This window comes from Streptomyces sp. NPDC048185, assembly GCF_043202495.1.
GTDB lineage: Bacteria > Actinomycetota > Actinomycetes > Streptomycetales > Streptomycetaceae > Streptomyces.
This window is the reverse complement of sequence record NZ_JBIDAN010000001.1, coordinates 215,700-234,585: the sequence shown is the minus strand read 5'-3', so window position 1 is coordinate 234,585 and position 18,886 is coordinate 215,700. Positions and strand designations below refer to the sequence as shown.

Genomic DNA, 18,886 nt, shown 5'->3' with positions numbered 1-18,886 from the left:
GGCGTCCACGGGAGGGGTCACTCTATGGCGGCGCAGTTCGACAGGAGACTCCGCAAGGCGGCGGTCACCACCACCGTCGCGGCGGTCGCGGTCGCGGCCCTGTCCGCGTCCCAGGCTCCCGACGTGACGGCGGACGGCAACGGCAGACGGACCACCGCCGACAGCGCGCCGTCGCCCTCCGCGCCCGCCGAGGACACCGCCACCGGCAACTCGCGGTACTACACGGACCTGCCGCCGCTCAACAGCCCGAGCCCCGCACCCACCGTCGGCACTCCCGTGTCCCGGGGCCCCGCCGAGGCGGGCGTCCCCGCGACCGTCCTCGACGCCTACAAGAAGGCCGAGTCGGAACTGCGCCGGACCAAGCCCGGCTGCAACATCCCGTGGCAACTCCTCGCCGCCATCGGCAAGGTGGAGTCCGGTCAGGCCCGCGGCGGCCGTGTCGACGCGAACGGCACCACCACCAGCCGCATCATCGGCCCGCAGCTCGACGGCAACGGCTTCGCCCTCATCAAGGACACCGACGACGGCGTCTACGACGGCAACAGCAGCTACGACAACGCCGTCGGCCCCATGCAGTTCATCCCGTCCACCTGGGCCTGGGCGGGCCGCGACGGCAACGGCGACGGCAAGAAGGACCCCAACAACGTCTACGACGCCGCCCTCGCCGCCGGCCACTACCTGTGCCGCAACGGCTGGGACCTGTCCGTCCAGGCCGACCTGAACCGCGCGATCCTCAGCTACAACAACTCGCAGGAGTACCTGCACACGGTCCTGTCCTGGCTGGAGTACTACCGCAAGGGCACCCACGAGATCCCGGACGGCACCGGCGCCCTCCCGGTGGGCCGCAGCGACGACCCCGCCGTGACCGGGCCGAGCCCGTCGCCCGGGATCACCGGCACGCCCGGCCTTCCCACCGCCCCCCAGACCCCCGGCACGTCGACGCCGGCTCCGGGTGACGGTGCCACCGGCCCCGCCAAGCCCTCGCCCCCCAGCACCGGTTCACCGAGCCCCACCCCTCCGACCGGACCGGAGACCCCGCCTCAGACGCAGACCCCCACCGACACGGTCGACCACCTGGAGAACGCCGGCACCGCCGGCCTCACCGCCACCGCGGGCGACACCTTCGCCAAGAGGATCAGCGCCCGGGCCGAGACGAAGAGCGGCGAGGCCGTCGCCAAGGTCCGGATCCGCTTCACGATCGTCGGGGACACGGACGCCACCTTCACCGGCGGCGAGAACGTCGCCACCGTCGTCACCGGCAGCACGGGCGTGGCCGTGGCACCCGCACTCCAGGCCGGCGAGAAGACCGGCGCGTTCACGGTCCGGGCCACCGTCGTCGGCCGCACCGTCGCCGGCGTCGCCTACCGGGCCACCGTCACCGAGCGCGTCGCCGACAGCCTCACGCGTACCGGCGACGCGGCGCTCACCTGCACGGCGGGCGGCGAATTCGCCGACCGGGTCGAGGTGAAGGCGACGTACAAGGGCGCCGTCGCGGACAAGGTCGCCGTCACCGCCACCCTCACGTCGGCGGCCGGCTCGGCCGAGAGCGGCAAGGGCCCCTACTTCAAGGACGCCGACGGCAAGGCCGTCCGCACCCTCAGCGGCCTGACGACCGACGCCAAGGGCCTGTTGACGCTGCCGAAGCTGTACGCGGACGACACCGCCGGCACGTTCGTGCTGCGTCTGTCCACCGCGGGCGGCGCCACCCTCGACGTCCAGCTGACGGTGGCGAAGGCCGAGGCGGAGCCGTCACCGGAGCCGTCGCCGGACCCGTCCACCGGGTCGTCGCCCGAGGCCTCGCCGAGCCCCTCCGCCGAACCGTCGACCGAGCCCAGCGCCTGACCACCCGCCGTACCGGGCACCGAGGGCGCCCCACCGCTGCCGTGGCGGGGCGCCCTCGGGCTGTCCGCCGCACGACCGCGGCCGTCACGCACCGGACGCGGACTCCCGCCCGAGCCGCGCCTTCGTGTGCCGCGTCGGCTCCGCCGTGGCCGGGTCCTCGGGCCACGGGTGCTTCGGGTACCGGCCGCGCAGCTCCGCCCGTACGCCCTTGTAGCCCTCCCGCCAGAAGGAGGCCAGGTCGGCCGTGACCGCGGCGGGCCGGCCGGCGGGGGAGAGGAGGTGGACGAGGAGCGGCACCCCGGCGATCTCGGGCGAGCGTTCCAGCCCGAACATCTCCTGCAGCTTCACCGCCAGGACGGGCTGCCCGGGGTCGTCGTAGTCGATCCGGATCCGGGAGCCACTGGGCACGGCGATCCGCTCCGGGGCCAGTTCGTCCAGCCGTGCCGCCTCGCCCGACGCCCAGGGCAGCAGCCGCGCCAGCGCCTGCCCGGCCTCGATCCGGGCCAGGTCGGCCCGCCGCCGGGCCCGGCCGAGCTCCGGCTCCAGCCACTCGTCCACGCGCGCGTGCAGCGCGTCGTCCGTCACGTCCGGCCAGGGCGCCCCCAGGTGCAGCCGCAGGAACGCGAGCCGCTGCCGCAGCACCCGCGCCTCGGCCGACCAGCGCAGCAGCCCGAACCCTTCCTGCCGCAGCCCCGCCAGCAGCGCGTCCCGTACGAGGCCGGGGGCGGCGTCGGCCGGGGGCCCCACCGACAGTTCGACGGCCCCGAGCCGCTCGACCCGCCGGGCCACCACGTCACCGCCGGCCCAGTGGACCTCGTCCCGCTCCGTCAGCAGCGCGCCGGCCGCGAGCCGCGCCGTCGCCTCGTCGACGACCGCACCGAGCCGCACGCGCGCGTGCCCCTTGCCCACCGGCCGGTCGGCCACGGCGACGGCGATCCAGGGCGCCCCGCGCAGCCCGGACCCCTCCGCCAGCTCCGCACGCGTGCCGGACGCCATCAGATAGGAGCCACCGTCCTTCCGGGCCACCCGCTCGGGAAACGCCAGCGCGGCCACGAGCCCGACGATCCCGTCCTCACCGCCGATGGCGACCGCTCCCTCGGTGCGACCCGCCCGACGGCCGGCCCCGCCCGGCCCCGCGGCACCGTTCCCCCGCCGGCCGTCCGCCCCGCCCCGGGCCACGGCACCGCCCGCGCCGCCGTCAGGCACGCCGGGCGCCGCCACGCCGCCGCCCGCTCCGCCGGCAGGCACGTCCGGCTGTGCCGCGGCGCCCCGCAGGCGGCGTACCTCCGCGCGCCATCGCGCGCCGTAGGCGTCGTCCCCGCGCCGGGCCGTCCGCAGCGCGGATGCCAGGTCGTCCCCGTACTCCCGCGGCGGCTCCTCGCCGATCAACGCCACCACGTCCGCCACCGCACCGGAGGGGCCCGCGTCGAGCAGTGCCCGCCCCAGGCGGGGATGCACCCCCAGCCGCGACAGCCGTACACCCCGTTCCGTGGCCCGCCCGGCCGCGTCCACGGCGCCCACGGCCGTCAGCACCGACCGCGCCGCCGCCATCGCCCCGCCCGGCGGCGGATCCAGCAGCGCCAGCCCGGAGGCGTCCGGATCGCCCCAGCACGCCGCCTGCAGGGCGAACGCCGTCAGGTCGGCCACCTTGATCTCCGGCGACGGGTAGCCCGGCAGGCGGGCGTCCTCCGCCTCCGCCCAGCAGCGGTACACCGCGCCCGCCGCCTCACGCCCCGCCCGCCCGGCCCGCTGCCGTGCCGCGGCCCGCGAGGCCCGTACCGTCGTCAGCGCGCTCAGCCCGCGCCCGTGGTCGACCCGCGGCTCCCGGGCCAGCCCCGCGTCCACCACCACCCGCACACCCGGCACCGTCAGGGACGACTCCGCCACCGAGGTCGCCAGCACCACCCGGCGCCGCGTCCCGGGGGACAGCACCGCGTCCTGCACGGCGGCCGGCGCCCGCCCGTGGACCTGCAGCACCTCGACGTCCCCGAGCCCGGACAGCTGCCCCGCGACCCGGGCGATCTCCCCGACGCCCGGCAGGAAGCACAGCACGTCCCCGTCCCGCTCGGCCAGCGCGCGCCGCACCACCGACGCCACGTGGGCCAGCAGCGCCGGGTCGACCCGCATCCCGTGCGGCGGCCGGACCGGGCGGGCCGGCGGCGCCCACACCACCTCCACCGGGTACGACACGCCCCGCGCCTCGACGACCGGCGCCCCGCCCAGCAGTCGGGACCAGCCCTGCGCGTCGGTCGTCGCCGACGCGGCCACCAGCCGCAGCTCGGGCCGCAGCGCCTGCCGCACGTCCCACAGGAACGCGGCCGTCGTGTCCGCGTCCAGGTGACGTTCGTGGCACTCGTCGAGCACGACCGCGTCGACACCGGTCAGCTCCTGGTCCCGCTGGAGCCGCTGCAACAGCACACCGGTCGTGACGACCTCCACGCGCGTGTGCCGCCCGCCCACCCGCTCGCCGCGCACGGCGTACCCGACGCTCGCCCCCGGCTTCTCGCCCAGCAGCCAGGCCATCCGCCGGGCCGCCGCACGCGCCGCGATCCGCCGGGGCTCGGCCACGACCACGCGCCGCGCGGGCCCCTGGCCGACCAGGCCGGCCAGCACGAGCGGCACCAGCGTCGTCTTGCCGGTGCCGGGCGGCGCGACCAGCACCGCCGTGCCGTGTCCCTCCAGGGCGTCGTGCAGAGCGGGCAGGGCACCGCGTACGGGCAGCGCCTCCAGGGCGTCGTAACGGATCACGCCCCCAGTGTCGTACGCCCGCGGAAGAGCCCTCCACGCGCGCGTACCCGGTGCGAGCCGGTCAGTCGCGCTCGCACACGAAGATCGCCGTGCCGGGGATCAGGTGTCCGCGCAGCGGCGACCAGCCGCCCCACTCCGAGGTGTTCCAGTCCGGCCACTCCGGCTCCACCAGGTCCACCAGCCGGAAACCCGACGTCACGACGTCCCGGACACGGTCGCCGAGCGTCCTGTGGTGCTCGACGTACACCGCGCGGCCCTCGTCGTCCTGCTCGACGTACGGCGTGCGGTCGAAGTAGGAGGCCGACACCGACAGGCCCTCGGGGCCCGGCTCGTCCGGGAACGCCCAGCGCAGCGGGTGCGTGACGGAGAAGACGAAGCGGCCCCCCGGCCGCAGCACCCGGCGCACCTCACGCAGCACCAGCCGGGGGTCGGCGACGAACGGCAGCGCCCCGTACGCCGAGCACGCCAGGTCGAAGGAGCCGTCCGCGAAGGGCAGCACGGCCGCGTCGGCACAGACCAGCGGGAACGAGCCGCCGATGCGCAGCGCGTGCTGGAGCTGCCGGTGGGAGAGGTCGAGAGCCACCGGACGCGCGCCCTGGCCGGCCAGCCAGCGCGCGCACTGGGCGGCACCGGCGCCGATCTCCAGGACGTCCTTGCCCTTCAGCTCCTCCGTCGGGCCGAGCAGCTCGGCCTCCACCTCGTCCAGGCCCTCGGGGCACCACACGAAGCGGTCGTCGCCGAGGAAGGTGCCGTGCTCGATCTGGTACTCGTCCGCGTTCCGGTCCCACCAGCCGCGGTTGGCGCGGGCGCTCTCCGTGACACCGGCGGCACGCCGGGTGGCCTCGGGTTCCGTCTCCGCGGCTTCGGACGTTACGGGCTCTTGGATGACCGGCTCCCTCGTACTAGTCTGCGGCTCTTCCGGCCGGGCCGCCCCGGGCGTCGGGCACGGGTCGCGATGGTTCCCGTGCGCCCTCGGGAGACGGCTCTTGTGCCGGGTATGCGGCGATCCGCCCCGGGTGGGCGGCTTCGCGCATTGACCATGCCCGGCCGCCCCCGTATGCTACAAGTTGCGCTGCGGGCCTGCGCACCTCAGACGTAGCAGGTCGCGCTCGCATCTGTTGTATGTCCCCTCGGTTCTCGAGGCGTCACCAGTGGATTTCGGTGACGCTTACTTGGCTGTCCGGCTTCTGCAGAGCGAAACGGGCTCCCGGCGTAAGCAGTACCTACGACTTCAATGTCCGTACCGGAGCCCTTTCCCACATGACGAGCAGCACCGAGACCACCGCCACCACCCCGCAGGTTGCGGTCAACGACATCGGTAACGAGGAAGCCTTCCTCGCCGCGATCGACGAGACGATCAAGTACTTCAACGACGGCGACATCGTCGACGGCGTCATCGTGAAGGTCGACCGGGACGAGGTCCTGCTCGACATCGGTTACAAGACCGAAGGTGTCATCCCGAGCCGCGAGCTCTCGATCAAGCACGACGTCGACCCCAACGAGGTCGTCGCCGTCGGTGACGAGATCGAGGCCCTTGTTCTCCAGAAGGAGGACAAGGAAGGCCGCCTGATCCTCTCGAAGAAGCGCGCCCAGTACGAGCGTGCCTGGGGTACCATCGAGAAGATCAAGGAAGAGGACGGCATCGTTACCGGTACCGTCATCGAGGTCGTCAAGGGTGGTCTCATCCTCGACATCGGCCTCCGTGGCTTCCTCCCGGCCTCCCTGGTCGAGATGCGCCGCGTCCGCGACCTCCAGCCCTACGTGGGCAAGGAGCTCGAGGCGAAGATCATCGAGCTGGACAAGAACCGCAACAACGTGGTCCTGTCCCGCCGTGCCTGGCTGGAGCAGACCCAGTCCGAGGTGCGCCAGACGTTCCTCACCACCCTCCAGAAGGGTCAGGTCCGTTCCGGCGTCGTCTCCTCGATCGTCAACTTCGGTGCCTTCGTGGACCTGGGTGGCGTCGACGGTCTGGTCCACGTCTCCGAGCTGTCCTGGAAGCACATCGACCACCCGTCCGAGGTTGTCGAGGTCGGCCAGGAAGTCACCGTCGAGGTCCTCGACGTCGACATGGACCGCGAGCGTGTCTCCCTGTCGCTGAAGGCGACCCAGGAAGACCCGTGGCAGCAGTTCGCCCGCACCCACCAGATCGGCCAGGTCGTCCCCGGCAAGGTCACGAAGCTGGTTCCGTTCGGTGCGTTCGTCCGCGTCGACGAGGGCATCGAGGGTCTGGTCCACATCTCCGAGCTGGCCGAGCGCCACGTGGAGATCCCGGAGCAGGTCGTCCAGGTCAACGACGAGATCTTCGTCAAGGTCATCGACATCGACCTCGAGCGTCGCCGCATCAGCCTCTCGCTGAAGCAGGCCAACGAGGCCTTCGGTGCCGACCCGTCGGCGGTCGAGTTCGACCCGACCCTGTACGGCATGGCCGCGTCCTACGACGACCAGGGCAACTACATCTACCCCGAGGGCTTCGACCCCGAGACCAACGACTGGCTCGAGGGCTACGAGACCCAGCGCGAGGCCTGGGAGACCCAGTACGCCGAGGCGCAGCAGCGCTTCGAGCAGCACCAGGCGCAGGTCATCAAGTCCCGCGAGGCGGACGAGAAGGCCGCTGCCGAGGGTGGCGACACCGCGGGTGCGGCTCCGGCCGCGTCCGGTGGCGGCTCGTACTCCTCCGAGGGCGGCGACAACTCCGGCGCCCTGGCGTCGGACGAGGCGCTTGCCGCGCTCCGCGAGAAGCTGGCCGGCGGCCAGAGCTGATCGCGGGCCGCTGAGGCCTGACCGTTGACACTGAGGGGCCGCACCTTTCGAGGTGCGGCCCCTCGGCGTTGCCGGACTCCGCCCGTCGCCGCCGCTCCCGACGTCAAGATCACAGCCGTCCCGCTGCGGGAATGCCCGCCCCCGCGGCGGCGTTATGACCTACGGACACCAGGAGGGGAGCGGTCACTGTGCTTGATCCGCAGGGTTTGTACACGTGGGAGCCGAAGGGCCTGGCCGTGGTCGACACGGCACTCGCCCAGGAGTCGGCCGGGCTGGTCATGCTCTACCACTTCGACGGATACATCGACGCCGGCGAGACCGGCGACCAGATCGTCGACCAGGTGCTCGACTCGCTGCCCCACCAGGTCGTCGCCCGCTTCGACCACGACCGGCTCGTGGACTACCGGGCCCGCCGCCCGCTGCTGACCTTCAAGCGCGACACCTGGACCGGCTACGAGGAACCCACCATCGAGGTGAGGCTCGTCCAGGACGCCACCGGAGCCCCCTTCCTCCTGCTGTCGGGCCCCGAACCGGACGTGGAGTGGGAGCGCTTCGCCGCCGCCGTGGCACAGATCGTCGAGCGGCTCGGTGTCCGCCTCTCCGTCAACTTCCACGGCATCCCCATGGGCGTGCCGCACACCCGCCCCGTCGGCATCACCCCGCACGGCAACCGCACCGACCTCGTCCCGGGCCACCGCAGCCCCTTCGAGGAGGCACAGGTCCCCGGCAGCGCCGAGGCGCTCGTCGAGTACCGGCTCATGCAGGCCGGCCACGAGGTGCTGGGCGTCGCCGCGCACGTGCCGCACTACATCGCCCGGTCCGCCTACCCGGACGCGGCGCTGACCGTTCTGGAGGCCATCACCGCGGCGACCGGACTGGTCCTGCCCGGCGTCGCGCACTCCCTGCGCACGGAGGCCCACCGCACCCAGACCGAGATCGACCGGCAGATCCAGGAGGGCGACGAGGAACTCACCGCGCTCGTCCAGGGCCTGGAGCACCAGTACGACGCCGCCGCCGGCGCCCAGACGCGGGGCAACATGCTCGCCGAGCCGGTCGAGATCCCGTCGGCGGACGAGATCGGCCGCGAGTTCGAGCGGTTCCTGGCGGAGCGGGAGGGCGACGGCTGACAGGCGCCGGTGCCCCGTCCGAGGCGCCGTCACCGGCAGGCCCTAAGCTTCCGCTCATGCTGACAGTGGGCCTGACCGGCGGGATCGGCGCCGGCAAGAGCGAGGTGTCGCGGCTGTTCGTCGAGTGCGGGGCCGTACTGATCGACGCGGACCGGATCGCGCGCGAGGTCGTCGCACCCGGGACCCCGGGGCTGGAGGCGGTCGTGAAGGCCTTCGGCGAGGAGGTGCTCGCCGGCGACGGCAGCCTGGACCGGCCCAGGCTGGGCTCCCTCGTCTTCGCCGATCCGGAGAAGCTGGCCGCGCTCAACGCGATCGTGCACCCCCTGGTCGGCGCCCGCTCCCGCGAACTCGAGCGGTCCGCCGCCGAGGACGCCGTCGTCGTCCACGACGTCCCCCTGCTCACCGAGAACGGCCTGGCACCGCTGTACGACGTCGTGGTCGTCGTCGACGCCGACCCGGCCACCCAGCTCGACCGGCTGGTGCGGCTGCGCGGCATGACCGAGCAGGACGCACGCGCGCGCATGGCGGCCCAGGCGACCCGGGAACAGCGCCGGGCCATCGCCGACGTCGTCATCGACAACGACGTACCCCTGGAGGAGCTCCGGCACCGCGTGCACGAGGTCTGGGACCAGCTGGCCCGGAGGGCGCACGCGGAGTAGCCCGGGGCCCCGGCGGGGTTCCGCCGCGCGGTCGGCCCAGGAATAGCGGCCCCGGCGCGGGCGTTGACCCCATGCAGCGAGGGAAGGACTCTGTCGTGCCCGAGACCAGCGGTTCGACCGGACGGACCCCGGAGACGGATGTCATCGACTTCCGCGCCGCCGAGCAACTGCTCGCCGCGCGTGATCCGCGGGGCGCGGTGAAGCTCCTCGACCAAGTCATCGCCGCGCACCCGGAGAGCACCGCGGCACGGCTGCTGCGTGCCCGCGCCTTCTTCGCGGCGGCGCAGCTCAGACCGGCCGAGCTGGAGTTCACCATCGTCCTGGAGCGCGAGCCGGACAACGCGTTCGCGCACTTCGCGCTGGCCCGCACCTTCGAACGCCGGGGCTGTCCCGACCAGGCCAGACGCCACTTCCGGCTGGCGGCGGCCCTGGACCCGAACCCGGAGTACCTGCAACAGGCGCGGTTCGACTCCTGATCCCCCGGGTGCGCGTCCGGGCTCCGGGTGCGCGGCTACGGGCCGCCGGGCGGCCGCGGCTGCCCCGGAGGCCGCGGCGGCTGATCGGTCCCCGTTCGCTGTCCCGGCGGCCGGTACGGCGGGACGTCCGGGCCGGGCTGGTAGTGCGGGCCCTGGCGGATGTGCCGCAGGACCACCGTCAGGTCGACCGTGACGATCAGCCACAGCACGGCGAAGGCGGCGGCCCAGCCGGGCCGCCCGATGAGCGCGAAGACGGCCGTCCCGAAGATCGTCCAGACCAGTCCCCACACGCACAGCCAGAGACGCGCCCGCAGGGCACTGCGCGCGGTTGTCGGTTCACTGCCCGTACGCATGGGGACGACCACTCCTGTCAAGCAACGTACTCCCGGAAGACCGAGGAGGAAACCGAGCCGTGCGACCGGACCGAGCCGTGCTGCCCGACACGGACGACCTGCCCGACGTGCTGCTCGACCTCGCCGTCCCGTACGAGGACGTCAACACGCTGATCGCACTGCGGCGGGTGGTGACGGGTGACCCCGCGGTGACGCGGCTGCTGGAGGAGTGCGTCGAGGAGCTGGTGCGGGATCTCGGCGAGGTGGCCGTGCCGGCGGACGTGGCCGACGACGGCCCGCGGGACGGACGGGCGGCGCGGGCGGGCGGCGTCCCGCGGTTCGTCGAACGGCTGGCCGATGCGCCGGACGCTTTGGGCGACCACTTCGCCGCCTTCGTCTTCGTCGCGGCCCTGCCGCACACCCGCGCGTACCACCGCGAACGCGGCATCCCGGCCGAGATCACCCGGCGTACCCTGGCCGACCTGGGCCGCAACATGGCGGGGCATCGCAGCCGGCACGGCACGGGCGGGGTGCAGGCCCCGCAGTGGCTGGCCCACCACTTCAGGGGCGAGCTGTACCAGCTGGGGAGGCTGCAGTTCGAGCGGGCCCGGTTCGGCCGCCGCACGGCACCGCTGCTGCGGCAGGCCGGCCTGGACGCCGTACCGGGGGAGCCCTGCCTGAACCTGCACATCCCCGGCTCCCGGGGGCCGCTGACGCCGACCGGGTGCGACCGCTCCCTGGCCCTCGCCCGGGAGTTCTTCCGCCGCCACTTCCCCGAGGAGCCGTACCGGGCCGTGACGTGCCACTCGTGGCTGCTGGACCCGCAGTTGCGGCGTCATCTGGGCGGGGACTCCCGCATCCTCCTCTTCCAGGAGCGCTTCCGGCTGGCCGCCGGCACCGAGCCGGCCGACACCGAACCCGTCCGGTTCGTCTTCGGGGACCCGGATCTGCCGGTCGAGCTGCTGCCGCGGCGTACGTCGGTGGAGCGTGCCGTCGGGGACCATCTACGGGCCGGCGGCCACTGGCACCTCGGGCACGGCTGGTTGCCGCTCTGAACCGGCGACAGCCGGGCGTTCACTCGGTCGGGTGAAGCGGCCCCGGAGTGGAACGGCTGTGCGGGTGCGGCCCGTTGGACGGGCATGGAGCTGGAAATGCGAGAGGGACACCAGGGGACAGGACCCGGAGCCATCACTCCGGACGGCTGCGCGGTCGAGCTCTACTCGCGGCTGCCCGTCGGCACCGAGCCGGACATCGTGGCCTCGGCCGTGCCCGCCGGCGCCCGCATCCTGGAGCTGGGCAGCGGGGTGGGCCGCATGACCCGGCCGCTGCTGGAGCGCGGGTTCGCCGTGACGGCGGTCGACGAGTCCGCCGAGATGCTGGAGCAGGTGCGCGGGGCGCGGACGATATGCAGCCCGATCGAACACCTCGGCCTGGACGAGACGTTCGACGCGGTGATGCTGGCCTCGTTCCTCGTCCACACCGGGGACGTCGCGGTGAGACGGGGGCTGCTGGAGACGTGCGCCCGGCACGTCGCCGAGGACGGCTGCGTACTGATCCAGCGGGAGGGCGAGGACTACCACACGAACGTACCGCGCGAGCGGGCCGATCCCAGCGGCTTCACCGTGCGGATCGTGTCGGCCGAGCCGGTCGGCGACGGCGTCAACTCGGTACACGTGGAGTACGAGTTCCCGGACGCGGTCTGGACGCAGACCTTCCGCGCCCGCCCGCTGACCCGGGACCAGTTCGAGGAGGCACTCGCAGAGGCGGGACTGCGGGTGGACCGGTATCTCACCGAGGACAGGACCTGGGTCCGGGCCATTCCCACGGGCCGGGGCTAGGCAGCACCGCGGGAGGACATGCGGAAGGGGCCGGTGCGGGGCCGGCCCCGTCGTCTCAGTGGCCTTCCGGGCGGCCCATGCCCTCCAGGCCGCGCAGGCGTTCCAGCTCGCGCCGGTCCCGCTTGGTCGGACGTCCCGCGCCGCGGTCGCGGATGCCGGCCGGGGCGACGGCCTCGCGGGGCGGGGGCGGCGGGGAGTTGTCGATGTAGCACTGTGCGGCGACCGGGGCCCCGACCCGCTTGCGGATCAGCCGCTTCACGACGACGACCCGCTCCCTGCCCTCGTGCCGCAGGCGCACCTCGTCGCCGACACGCAGGGAGTACGCGGGCTTCACGCGCTCGCCGTTCACCCGGACGTGACCGCCCCGGCAGGCGGTCGCCCCCAGGGAGCGCGTCTTGATCAGGCGGACGGCCCAGATCCAGCTGTCGACGCGGACGCTTTCGCCGTTCTGCGGCCCGGCAGCCTCGGCGGCGGCGATCGCGGCGGCGGTCTTCGGGTCCGGGGCAGGGGCGGCGGCCTTCGCCACGGCGGAGTCCGGTGCGGCGGTCGTCGCCTCGTCGTTTCTGCCTTCGTCATGCTCGGAAGCCATGCCCCGACCTTAGCCGCCCGGCCTCGCGCGGGGGATCGGATATCCGCGGGGCAGGGCAGGGCGGGGCCGAGCGGGACGGGACGCCGGGAGCACCGGGGGCCTTGCCGGCGCGGTGACCCGGTGGTCTTACGGTGGGGGCATGGACACCAGCGGCCTCGTCGGACTCGATCAGCGGATCGCGGGGTGCCGGGCCTGTCCGCGGCTGGTCGACTGGCGGGAGGAGGTGGCCCGCACCAAGCGCGCGGCCTTCGCCGACTGGACGTACTGGGGCCGCCCGGTGCCCGGCTTCGGCCCGCCGGACGCGCGCCTGCTGATCGTCGGGCTCGCCCCCGCCGCGCACGGCGGCAACCGCACCGGCCGGATGTTCACCGGCGACCGCTCCGGTGACGTGCTGTACCAGGCGCTGTACGACGTGGGGCTCGCCTCCCAGCCCACCGCGGTCTCCGCCGACGACGGCCTGGAACTGCACGGCGTGCGCGTCACCTCCCCGGTGCACTGCGCCCCGCCCGCCAACAAACCCACCCCCACGGAGCGTGACACCTGCCGCCCCTGGCTCGTCCAGGAACTGGGCCTGCTGCGGCCGACGCTGCGCGCCGTGGTCGTCCTCGGAGCCTTCGGGTGGCAGGCCGCGCTGCCCGCGTTCGCCGGGGCGGGCTGGACCGTGCCCCGGCCCCGTTCCGCCTTCGCCCACGGCGCCCACGTCACGTTGCACGCGCCCGACGACCCGGACCTGCACCTCTTCGGCTGCTTCCACGTCAGCCAGCGCAACACCTTCACCGGCCGGCTCACCCCCGAGATGCTGCGGGAGGTGCTGCGCACCGCGGCCGGGGCGGCGGGGCTGCCCACGCAGGAAAGCAGGTGAAGCGCCCGGAGGCAGGCGCTACGGTGCCCCGATGGGCCTGTATCCGAAAATCGAACCGTACGCCCACGGCATGCTCGACGTCGGTGACGGCAACCGCGTCTACTGGGAGACCTCGGGGAACCCGCACGGCAAGCCCGCCCTCGTGCTGCACGGCGGGCCCGGATCCCGCACGAGCCCGAACCTGAGGCGCTACTTCGACCCGGCCGCGTACCGGATCGTGCTGCTCGACCAGCGGGGCGCCGGACGGTCGCTGCCCCCCGCCAGTGACCACGCCACCGACATGAGCGTGAACACGACCGACCACCTCCTGGCGGACCTGGAGCGGCTGCGCGCCCACCTGGGGATCGAGCGGTGGCTGGTGTGGGGCGTGTCGTGGGGGTCGGTGCTGGGACTGCGGTACGCACAGACCCACCCGGGCGTCGTGTCCGAACTCGTGCTGACCGGAGTGGCGACCGGCTCGAACCCCGAAGTGGACCTGCTCACCCGCGGGTTGGGCCACGTTTTCCCGGAGGCCCACGAGCGGTTCCTCGCCGGCCTGCCCGCCGACGAGCGCGGCGGCAACCTGGCAGCCGCGTACAACCGGCTGCTGGAGTCACCCGACCCGGACGTGCGGGAGCGGGCCGCGCGGGCCTGGACCGACTGGGAGACGGCGACCGTCCCCGCGCCGCCGGGCTCGGTCGCACGCTTCCAGGACCCGGTGTTCCGTCTCGGCTTCGCCCGTACCGTCACGCACTACTGGGGCAACGACCACTTCCTCGGCGACGGCAACGACGAGGGCGTGGTCCTGCGGGACGCGCACCTGCTGAAGGGGATACCGGGCACCCTGGTGCAGGGCAGCCTCGACTTCGGCAACCTCCTCGGCATCGTCTGGCGGCTCCACCACGCCTGGCCGGACAGCGAGCTGGTGGTCGTGGACGAGGCGGGACACGACGCCGGAGCGGCCGGGGACGCCGCGCTGGTGACGGCGACCGACACGTACGCCCGCGCCCAGACCTGACCGGCCCGGTGGACCTCCGCGGCTGCCACCCGTACCGCAGGTCGGGCTCCCTCTCCCCGTCGCGGGCACCGTCCGTCCACTCCCGCGGCCGTGGACCCGTGCCGCTCGTAGAAACGCCGCGCGGGCGTGTTGACCTGGAAGGTCCACAGTGAGAGTCCTTCCGGACGGCGCCGATCGGCCAGGGCGACGATCCGGTTCTCGATCCCGCGCCCGCGCCGGTCGGGGGCGAGGGCACCACCCCGTGCCGGAACCAGTCTCGGACCTCCGCATCGGTGCGAGGCCGCATCACGGCCGGCAGCGCGGCGGTGAAGGATCCAGCCAGACGTCGGCGGCGGCCAGGGCATCGGTGGCCTACGCGCGCCGCTCCTGGGATGCGTACGGGCAACCCGTGGGCCCTCTGCTCCTCGTCCGCCCGGCGCACCCGAATGTGCCTCGTGCTCCACCCCTCGGCCGCCTAGGCTTCCGATGTCCGCTCTTGCCGGCCCCCCACCACCACCAGGAGCCCGCCGCAGTGCCCTCCGTCACGGACCAGGCCTTCCTCGCCACGACCGCCGACCGGCTCGCCGCGCTGCCCGCCGTCCGGGCCGTCGCCCTCGGCGGCTCCCGGGCCCAGGGCACCCACCGGCCCGCCAGCGACTGGGACCTGGCCGTCTACTACCGGGGCGCCTTCGACCCCGACGACCTCCGCGCCCTCGGCTGGCCGGGGGAGGTCTCCGGCATCGGAGAGTGGGGCGGGGGCGTCTTCAACGGCGGCGCCTGGCTGACGATCGACGAGCGCCGGGTCGACGTGCACTACCGCGACCTCGACGTGGTGGAGCGCGAGACGGCGGAGGCGGAGGCGGGCCGTTTCGCCGTGGAGCCGCTGATGTTCCACCTGGCCGGCATCCCGACGTACCTGATGGTCGCGGAGCTGGCCGTCAACGAGGTGTTGCGCGGCGAACTTCCCCGCCCCGCCTACCCCGAGGCGCTCCGCGTCACCGCCCCTGCGCACTGGTACGGCGCGGCCACGGCCACACTCGCCTATGCCAAGGCCGGCCACGCCCCCAGGGGAGCGCTCACCCAGGTCGCCGGTGCGATCGCCCTCGCCGCGACACAGACGGCGCACGCGGTGCTGGCGGCACGCGGGCAGTGGGTCACCAACGAGAAGGGGCTGGTGGAACGGGCGGGGCTGGGCGGGACCGACGTGCTGATGGCGGAGCTGCTGCCGGAGCCAGCGGCCTTGGCCCGGTCCGTGACGCACACTGAGATGCTGCTCCGTGGGGCCATGGAAGCGGGCTGACGCTCGGCGGAATCAGCCCGCCCACCGGGACGGGGAGGACAGGCCAGGTCGTTTCACCTCCGCGAAACACGCTCGTTTCCGCCTCATCGACAACCGCCCGTACCCTTGACAGCGCACGTCACAGCCCGGCCACCGTCGCCCGAAGGCTCACACCCGCCCTCGACGAGACGACAGGAGCCCCGCCCCGTGCCCCGCCCCGCCCGCCCCGCCGCCCTCGCGCTTCCGCCCTGGCTCGCCCACGCCCTGAGTGCCCAGCGCGGCCCCGTGCCCTGGAGCGCGGTGACGCGGGGTGCGCTGGCCGGTGGGCCGCTGCTGCTCGCCGCGCTGCTCGCCGGGCGGACCTCCCTCGGTGTCGTCGCCGCCATCGCCGCCATGCTGGCCGGCATGAACGACCGGCCCGGCAGCCGCCGTACGTCGGTCAGGCGGATCGGCATGCCGGCGCTCGCGGGAGCGGCCGGGCTGTTGGGCGGCACCTACGCGGGGCAGCACCTGGGCCCCGTGCCGCTGACCCTGGCGCTGACCGTGCTCGGGCTGGTCGCCGGAGGCATCAGCGCCGTCGGGACCGTCGCCTCCGGGACCGGGACGCAGTTGCTGGTCACCGCCGCCGTGGGGGCCGGCATGCCGCTGCCCGGCCCCGGGTGGCAGAGCGGCCTCGCCTTCCTCGCCGGCGCCGGCTGGCTGCTCACCCTGCGGCTGCTGCTGCCCACTCCGGGCTCCCTCACCGGTGAGGTGCGCCTCGGCTTCCGTTTCGACGGGGAGCGCGCGGCCGTCGCCGAGGTGTACGACGCCGTCGCCGCGTTGCTGGAGGCGGCGGGCACCGAACACGCCGGTGCCCGCCGGGCCGCGCTCACCGCCGCCCTCGATCACGCGCAGGACGCCCTCGCCGGCCCCCGGCTGCGGCGCCACGCCTCCTCCTCGGCCGAACGGCGACTGCACGCGCAGTACGCCGCGGCGCTGCCCCTCGGCGAGGCCGCGACCGCGCTCGCCTGGGCGGAGCACCCCGTGCCCGCGCGGGCCGCCGCAGGCCCCCGGCGACTCGCCGCCGCCGTCCGCGGCAACACCCACACCGGGCCGCTGCCCGCCCCCTCCCGCACCGAACCCGCCCTGCGCGCCCTCGACGACGCCCTGCTGCACGCGGCGGAGGTCTTCGACCAGGGCCGCGCCCGGGACCTGCACACCCGCAGCCGGCCGCTCGCCTCCGTGGCACGCACCGTCCTCGGCGCCGGCGGCCGGGAGTACGGGCTGCGCGTCGGTCTGTGCTTCGGAGCCAGCGCCGCCGTCGCCCAGATCCTGCACCACGGCCACTGGTACGGCCCGCACCAGCACTGGTACTGGCTGCCCGCCACCGCCGTCTTCCTGGTCAAGCCCGACCTGGGGCCGCTCGTGTCCCGGGTGCTGTGCCGGGCGGCCGGGACCGTCCTCGGGGCCGTCGTCTTCGCCGGGTTCGCGGCCGTGCTGCCCCGGCCGGAAGGACTCGTCGCGCTCGTCGCCGTCAGCGGCGCCCTCGTGCCCGTCGCAGCCCGGCACTTCGCCGCCCAGACCGCCGTCGCCACCGTCCTCGTCCTCGCCCTCGTCATGACCGGCGGCGAACCGCAGGCCGCGCTCAGCCGCATCGGGGAGACACTCCTGGCCTGCGCGATCGTGCTGATCGTCGGGCACCTGCCGATGCCCGGACAGCGCGGCGGCACGGTCCGCGCCCGGCTCGAGGCGGCGGGCGACGCCGCGCACGCCTACCTCGCCCACGTGCTGAGCGAGTCCGACGACCGCGCCGCCCGGTGGCGGCTGCGCAGGGAGGCCTACCGCACCCTCGCCGAGGCCCGTACCGCCGTCGCCCTCGCCGCCGCCGAGCTGCCGGCGCTCGCCCGGCACTCCGCGGGCGGGGAAGAGGTCGCCGCCGTACTGGAACGGCTCGTCGACACCACCACCGCGTGCGCGGTGCACCTCGACGACAGTGGCCGCCTCACGCCCCGCCACACCCGACGGCTCGCCGAGCTGAGGGACGAGCTGGCCGAGCGTCGCGACCGCGCGGGACTGCGCCTGCCGGAGCTGCCGGTCGCCGGGTAGCCGTTACGCCGTGCGACCGTCAGGCGCGGCGACCGTCAGGCGCGGCGACCGTCACGCAGGGACCGCGGGCACGCCGGACCGTCGGCCCGGTGAAGAATCTTGCCGCGCCGCGATGAGTTACGCGCCTCCCTCGGGTCAGCACCCCCGACGGACCGTTGCACCGGAGGAGCTGGAGCCCATGTCGCTTCCCGAGATCGTCTCGCGCGAGGACTGGCGCGCGGCGCGCGAGGCATTGCTGGCCAAGGAGAAGGCGGCCACACACGCCCGGGACGCGCTCAACGCCGAGCGGCGCGGACTGCCCATGGTGGAGATCGACAAGGAGTACGTCTTCGAGGGCGGCGACGGCAAGGCCACCCTCCTCGACCTCTTCGACGGGCGCGACCAGCTCGTCGTCTACCACTTCATGTTCGCCCCCGAGTGGGACGCCGGCTGCCGCAGCTGCTCGGCGTTCCTGGACCAGATCGGGCACCTCGCGCACCTGCGCGCACGCGGCACGTCGTTCGCGGCGGTGTCCCGGGCGCCGTACACGAAGATCCTGCCGTTCAAGGCGCGGATGGGCTGGACGCTGCCCTGGTACTCGTCGTACGTCAGCGACTTCAACACCGACTTCGAGGTGACCCTCGAACACGACGGCGAACTCGGCGAGCGGCCGGGACTCAGCTGCTTCCTGCGGGAGGGAGACCGGGTCTTCCACACCTACTCGACGTACGAACGCGGCCTCGACGGGCTCGGCTCGACCACCAGCCTCCTGGACCTGACCGCGCTCGGCCGGCAGGAGCGCTGGGAACGGCCGGAGGGGCGTGCGTCGGCTCTCGGGGCGCCTGCGGGCAGTGAGGCGATCCGGTACCACGACGAGTACGAGGACTGACACGCACCGTAGCGGAAGAGCCCGAACAGCTGAGACAGCGCTCACACTTTGCGGTGAACGAGTGTCAACTTAGTCTCAGTACCATCACTTCACGAGGCGTTCACTCCATGGTTGGCGTTTAACTCTACGAGTACAGCGCTACATGGAGGTGCAGGGTGAACGGGCGAACGGTGCTCGAGCGCTTTCCCGCCGGCGGGCCGCGCGGCTCCTGGCCGGCGGAGGAGTTCGCGCATGCGCGGCGTCTGGAGGGCCTGCCCGCCGAGGTCGTCATGGACCTCGCCACGGACATGTTCCTGGTCGTCGTCCGCAGCGGTGAGACCGCCGGTGGCGCGGTCGCGTGACGGCGGGCCCCGCGTCGGGTGAACGGCAGGGCCGGCCCGCCTCCGGGGCGGCCCCCGGCCGGTCCTCGGCTCGTCCGCGACGAGGGTGAGGCCCGGCACCGTGC

At 74.1% G+C, this 18,886-nt stretch carries 17 protein-coding genes and 1 pseudogene; 13 read left to right on the top strand and 5 right to left on the bottom strand.

Annotated elements, in window-relative coordinates; all coding sequences use genetic code 11:
* Positions 1-24 precede the first annotated feature (24 nt).
* A complete protein-coding gene (locus ACGF3H_RS01110; RefSeq protein WP_362495285.1) occupies positions 25-1,842 on the top strand; it encodes a lytic transglycosylase domain-containing protein in 1,818 nt (605 codons plus the stop codon).
* An 84-nt stretch (positions 1,843-1,926) separates the two neighbouring features.
* Here the strand turns inward: ACGF3H_RS01110 and ACGF3H_RS01105 are convergent, their stop codons facing one another.
* Positions 1,927-4,590: an ATP-dependent helicase C-terminal domain-containing protein gene (locus tag ACGF3H_RS01105; RefSeq protein ID WP_362495288.1), complete on the bottom strand. Its 2,664-nt coding sequence runs from the start codon at positions 4,588-4,590 to the stop codon at positions 1,927-1,929.
* 61 nt (positions 4,591-4,651) lie between these two features.
* Positions 4,652-5,476 (bottom strand): class I SAM-dependent methyltransferase, encoded by an 825-nt coding sequence (locus ACGF3H_RS01100; protein WP_362495479.1) that lies wholly within the window; start codon positions 5,474-5,476, stop codon positions 4,652-4,654.
* A gap of 374 nt (positions 5,477-5,850) precedes the next feature.
* Here ACGF3H_RS01100 and rpsA point away from each other — a divergent pair, with 374 nt between their 5' ends.
* From rpsA to ACGF3H_RS01080, 4 genes are all read left to right on the top strand, one after another.
* Complete coding sequence (gene rpsA, locus ACGF3H_RS01095) at positions 5,851-7,350, top strand: 30S ribosomal protein S1 (RefSeq protein ID WP_225634200.1); 1,500 nt, start codon at positions 5,851-5,853, stop codon at positions 7,348-7,350.
* A 188-nt stretch (positions 7,351-7,538) separates the two neighbouring features.
* Positions 7,539-8,477 (top strand): PAC2 family protein, encoded by a 939-nt coding sequence (locus ACGF3H_RS01090; protein WP_362495291.1) that lies wholly within the window; start codon positions 7,539-7,541, stop codon positions 8,475-8,477.
* Between the two features lie 56 nt (positions 8,478-8,533).
* Positions 8,534-9,136, top strand: a complete 603-nt coding sequence (coaE, locus tag ACGF3H_RS01085) for a dephospho-CoA kinase (protein ID WP_362495294.1) — start codon at positions 8,534-8,536, stop codon at positions 9,134-9,136.
* 95 nt (positions 9,137-9,231) lie between these two features.
* Positions 9,232-9,612, top strand: coding sequence for a tetratricopeptide repeat protein (locus ACGF3H_RS01080; protein WP_239771294.1), 381 nt, complete (start codon positions 9,232-9,234; stop codon positions 9,610-9,612).
* 35 nt (positions 9,613-9,647) lie between these two features.
* Here ACGF3H_RS01080 and ACGF3H_RS01075 read toward each other — a convergent pair whose 3' ends face one another.
* A complete protein-coding gene (locus ACGF3H_RS01075) occupies positions 9,648-9,965 on the bottom strand; it encodes a DUF6343 family protein (RefSeq protein ID WP_362495298.1) in 318 nt (105 codons plus the stop codon).
* 77 nt (positions 9,966-10,042) lie between these two features.
* On the opposite strand from ACGF3H_RS01075, the gene ACGF3H_RS01070 reads away from it, so the two are divergent.
* Both ACGF3H_RS01070 and ACGF3H_RS01065 read left to right on the top strand, forming a co-directional pair.
* Positions 10,043-10,999 carry an acyltransferase domain-containing protein gene (locus ACGF3H_RS01070; protein ID WP_362495482.1) on the top strand — a complete coding sequence of 319 codons (957 nt, stop codon included), beginning with the start codon at positions 10,043-10,045 and terminating at the stop codon, positions 10,997-10,999.
* A gap of 96 nt (positions 11,000-11,095) precedes the next feature.
* Entirely contained in the window at positions 11,096-11,782 is a 687-nt protein-coding gene (locus tag ACGF3H_RS01065; RefSeq protein WP_362495300.1) for a class I SAM-dependent methyltransferase, read from the top strand.
* Positions 11,783-11,837: 55 nt separating this feature from the next.
* Here ACGF3H_RS01065 and ACGF3H_RS01060 read toward each other — a convergent pair whose 3' ends face one another.
* On the bottom strand, positions 11,838-12,371 hold the full coding sequence (locus tag ACGF3H_RS01060) for an RNA-binding S4 domain-containing protein (protein ID WP_362495303.1): 534 nt from the start codon (positions 12,369-12,371) through the stop codon (positions 11,838-11,840).
* 139 nt (positions 12,372-12,510) lie between these two features.
* On the opposite strand from ACGF3H_RS01060, the gene ACGF3H_RS01055 reads away from it, so the two are divergent.
* Together ACGF3H_RS01055 and pip are read left to right on the top strand one after the other, a co-directional pair.
* On the top strand, positions 12,511-13,233 hold the full coding sequence (locus ACGF3H_RS01055; RefSeq protein ID WP_362495306.1) for a uracil-DNA glycosylase: 723 nt from the start codon (positions 12,511-12,513) through the stop codon (positions 13,231-13,233).
* Positions 13,234-13,264: 31 nt separating this feature from the next.
* A complete protein-coding gene (gene pip, locus ACGF3H_RS01050) occupies positions 13,265-14,230 on the top strand; it encodes a prolyl aminopeptidase (RefSeq protein WP_362495309.1) in 966 nt (321 codons plus the stop codon).
* Between the two features lie 19 nt (positions 14,231-14,249).
* Here pip and ACGF3H_RS01045 read toward each other — a convergent pair.
* Positions 14,250-14,569: pseudogene (locus ACGF3H_RS01045) on the bottom strand (histone acetyltransferase); the annotation flags it as partial.
* Between the two features lie 172 nt (positions 14,570-14,741).
* Here ACGF3H_RS01045 and ACGF3H_RS01040 point away from each other — a divergent pair.
* From ACGF3H_RS01040 to ACGF3H_RS01025, 4 genes are all read left to right on the top strand, one after another.
* Positions 14,742-15,509 (top strand): nucleotidyltransferase domain-containing protein, encoded by a 768-nt coding sequence (locus ACGF3H_RS01040; RefSeq protein WP_362495312.1) that lies wholly within the window; start codon positions 14,742-14,744, stop codon positions 15,507-15,509.
* A gap of 186 nt (positions 15,510-15,695) precedes the next feature.
* A complete protein-coding gene (locus ACGF3H_RS01035; RefSeq protein WP_362495315.1) occupies positions 15,696-17,573 on the top strand; it encodes an FUSC family protein in 1,878 nt (625 codons plus the stop codon).
* 178 nt (positions 17,574-17,751) lie between these two features.
* Entirely contained in the window at positions 17,752-18,441 is a 690-nt protein-coding gene (locus ACGF3H_RS01030) for a DUF899 domain-containing protein (RefSeq protein ID WP_362495318.1), read from the top strand.
* Between the two features lie 155 nt (positions 18,442-18,596).
* The gene (locus ACGF3H_RS01025; protein ID WP_362495321.1) at positions 18,597-18,782 is read left to right on the top strand and encodes a hypothetical protein; all 186 of its coding nucleotides are present in this window, start codon (positions 18,597-18,599) and stop codon (positions 18,780-18,782) included.
* Positions 18,783-18,886: the final 104 nt, after the last annotated feature.

What these genes read in the sequence shown, in the direction of transcription:
- ACGF3H_RS01110 (WP_362495285.1), top strand. Translation starts at nt 25, where the DNA reads ATGGCGGCGCAGTTCGACAGGAGACTCCGCAAGGCGGCGGTCACCACC.
- rpsA (WP_225634200.1), top strand. Translation starts at nt 5,851, where the DNA reads ATGACGAGCAGCACCGAGACCACCGCCACCACCCCGCAGGTTGCGGTC.
- coaE (WP_362495294.1), top strand. Translation starts at nt 8,534, where the DNA reads ATGCTGACAGTGGGCCTGACCGGCGGGATCGGCGCCGGCAAGAGCGAG.
- ACGF3H_RS01075 (WP_362495298.1), bottom strand. Translation starts at nt 9,965, where the DNA reads ATGCGTACGGGCAGTGAACCGACAACCGCGCGCAGTGCCCTGCGGGCG.
- ACGF3H_RS01065 (WP_362495300.1), top strand. Translation starts at nt 11,096, where the DNA reads ATGCGAGAGGGACACCAGGGGACAGGACCCGGAGCCATCACTCCGGAC.
- ACGF3H_RS01060 (WP_362495303.1), bottom strand. Translation starts at nt 12,371, where the DNA reads ATGGCTTCCGAGCATGACGAAGGCAGAAACGACGAGGCGACGACCGCC.
- ACGF3H_RS01055 (WP_362495306.1), top strand. Translation starts at nt 12,511, where the DNA reads ATGGACACCAGCGGCCTCGTCGGACTCGATCAGCGGATCGCGGGGTGC.
- pip (WP_362495309.1), top strand. Translation starts at nt 13,265, where the DNA reads ATGGGCCTGTATCCGAAAATCGAACCGTACGCCCACGGCATGCTCGAC.
- ACGF3H_RS01030 (WP_362495318.1), top strand. Translation starts at nt 17,752, where the DNA reads ATGTCGCTTCCCGAGATCGTCTCGCGCGAGGACTGGCGCGCGGCGCGC.